General features: G+C 61.0%; 2 protein-coding genes and 1 pseudogene. 2 read left to right on the top strand and 1 reads right to left on the bottom strand.

The window, feature by feature from the left end; all coding sequences use genetic code 11:
* Positions 1–171 precede the first annotated feature (171 nt).
* Positions 172–1,044 (bottom strand): outer membrane protein assembly factor BamD, encoded by an 873-nt coding sequence (locus ACRXB1_RS34235; RefSeq protein ID WP_062000866.1) that lies wholly within the window; start codon positions 1,042–1,044, stop codon positions 172–174.
* A gap of 57 nt (positions 1,045–1,101) precedes the next feature.
* Here ACRXB1_RS34235 and ACRXB1_RS34230 point away from each other — a divergent pair, with 57 nt between their 5' ends.
* Together ACRXB1_RS34230 and ACRXB1_RS34225 are read left to right on the top strand one after the other, a co-directional pair.
* On the top strand, positions 1,102–2,352 hold the full coding sequence (locus tag ACRXB1_RS34230; RefSeq protein WP_061999523.1) for an RluA family pseudouridine synthase: 1,251 nt from the start codon (positions 1,102–1,104) through the stop codon (positions 2,350–2,352).
* Positions 2,353–2,357: 5 nt separating this feature from the next.
* Positions 2,358–2,609: pseudogene (locus ACRXB1_RS34225) on the top strand (laccase domain-containing protein); the annotation flags it as partial.
* Between the last annotated feature and the right edge of the window lie 42 nt (positions 2,610–2,651).

The following is a 2,651-nucleotide window of genomic DNA, read 5'->3' as shown; positions in this document are numbered from 1 at the left end:
TGGCGCTTGGAAGTTTCGGTGTATTACGATGTATTTATACATCGCAAGGCGTTGATGCTTAAAACACCGCCCTTACTGAATCCCCGGCCACTTGCTCGCGAACTATGTACCGTTAAGGTATAAGACCAGTGTGCCGGGTTTTTTGTTGGTACGGTCAGCGAATCAAACTGCTTACCAGATCTGCCACCACGATTTGTTGTCCTTGCCCGGCCGCGACCTGCCGGTGACATACGGGCTGTCGGGGAACGTAGCGGCCAGCACGCGCTTCGTGTCGCCTTCCAGTTGCGGCTGATCAAGCTTGCCGTACGACAGCATCATGATATGCAATGCATCTTCCGTTGCCGGCGCGTTCTTGTACTCGCGAATGGCGAGTTGCGCGCGGTTGATTGCGGCCACATAAGCACCACGGCGATAGTAATAATCCGCGGCATGAACCTCATGCGAAGCCAGTGCGTTTACGATATAGCGCATGCGCTGGGCTGCATCCGGCGCATACTTGCTTTGCGGGTAACGGTCGACAACGATCTTGAACGCATCGTAGGATTCGCGCAGCGACTTCGGATCGCGCTCGCTCATGTCCTGGCCGGAGAAGCGGCCGAACAGACCGAGGTCGTCGTTGAAGTGGATCATGCCCTTCAGGTAATACGCGTAGGCGATGTCCGGGTGATCCGGATGCAGCTTGATGAACCGGTCGATGGCAGCATCAGCCGAGTCGGTTTCGCCGTCCTTCCAGTTACAGTAAGCCACGTTGATCTGCGCCTGTTGCGCAAAATGTCCGAACGGGTCACGGCCTTCGAGGTTCTCGAAATACTTTGCGCATTTGCCAAAGTCGCCGCCGGTCAGCGCATCCTGCGCCTCCGAGTATAATTTCCCGTTATTCCACGTGGCCGTTTCGTCGGTTTTCTCGGGCAGGCCATGGCAGCCTGCGACAATGACGGCACCCGCAGCCAGCGCAGCAACCCTGACAGACGAATTCGACGATAGCCTGATCAACTGGCGCACAGGGTTCAAAACGGTTTTCAAAGCTTGATTCACGGCTCGCATCAGTGCTTGCATTTTCTAGCTCATGCCTTTCTGGCTAATTCCCAGCTTTCAGTCTAAATGACCCGCTCAAGTACAAGTCGTACCAAAGATCGCAGCAAAGATTATAGCCCAAGCGCATCGGCCGACGACGCACGTCCGGACGATTTGACCGCATCCGCGGCGGCATCCGGTTCTGCAACCGAAACGCATGGTGCGCCTGTATCCACCAACCTTCACGCGCGCCGCGCCGATGCCGAAACGCCACGCACGATTGCCGTGCCCGACGAGTACGCCGGCGAGCGGCTCGACAAGGTCATGGCGCGGCTGTTCCCGGAATTCTCGCGCAGCCGCTTGCAGACATGGATCGATGCACAGCGCGTGCAGGTCGACGGCGCGCCTGCAAAGATCCGGCAACCGGTGCCGCTGGGCGCGACGATCACGCTGATTCCCGACCTGTTGCCCGAGCAGCTTGCGTTCACGCCCGAGCCGGTGCCGCTCGACATCGTTTATGAAGACGATGCACTCGTGGTCATCAACAAACCCGCCGGCATGGTCGTGCATCCGGCGGCCGGGAACTGGAGCGGCACGCTGCTCAACGGCCTGCTTTACAGATACGGCGATGCCGCAGCCGGCCTGCCGCGCGCGGGTATCGTGCATCGGCTGGACAAGGAGACGTCGGGGCTTATGGTCGTTGCGCGCACGCTCGAGGCGCAGACCATCCTCACGCGCCAGTTGCAGGCGCGCACGGTGAAGCGCCGCTACGTCGCGCTGGTGTGGGGCACGATGCCGGACGAAGGCACGATCGATGCCCCCATCGGCCGCGATCCCCGCGACCGCACCCGCATGGCCGTGGTGGAGAGCGCCTCCGGGAAATACGCGCGCACGCATTACCGCACCATCGACCGGGCAATGTGGAACCAGCAGCCCGTCTCGGCCGTGCATTGCGATCTCGATACCGGCCGCACACACCAGATTCGCGTGCATTGCGCGCATATCCGCCATCCGTTGCTCGGCGACCCGATTTATGGCCACGCGCGCGGCAAGCGTTCGGTGCAGCCTTTGCCCGATGGCTTCAACCGGCAGGCGTTGCATGCCTGGCGTCTCGGCCTGATTCACCCGACCACTGGCCGCGAGATAAGCTGGCGCGCGGACGTTCCGGAGGACATCGAGGCGCTGGCGGCTGAACTCGGACTCGGCCGCGATGAATCGACCGATCTCGATCCGGAAGATGAGGACTTCATCGAGGAAGAAGGGTATGACGCCCAGGCGCGCGGTGGCTGGGATGAATCGCAGCCAATCGAATACGACGAAGATGACGACGAGGAATAAGGGCGATGAGCGAAACTTCCCGTGCGGGTTTTTCAGCTCGGCCGCTTCGTCACGACGATTGTCTCTGGCCTGACTGGTCGAGCGGGCCTGCGGCGGTATCGAAGCGCGTTCATGCATTCGCGACCACGCGCAATGGGGGCGTGAGCGAAGCGCCTTACGGCGGTGCAAAGGGCGAGGGCGGTTTGAACCTCGGGTTGCATACCGGCGACGTGCCGGAACGAGTGCTTGAAAACCGGCGCCGCGTGGTCGCGAATGCATGAACGCGCTTCGATACCGCCGCAGGCCCGCTCGACCAGTCA

It is taken from the genome of Caballeronia sp. M23-90 (assembly GCF_053574605.1).
Note: the sequence above shows the minus strand (reverse complement) of the source record. Positions and strands in the feature narration are given on the sequence as shown.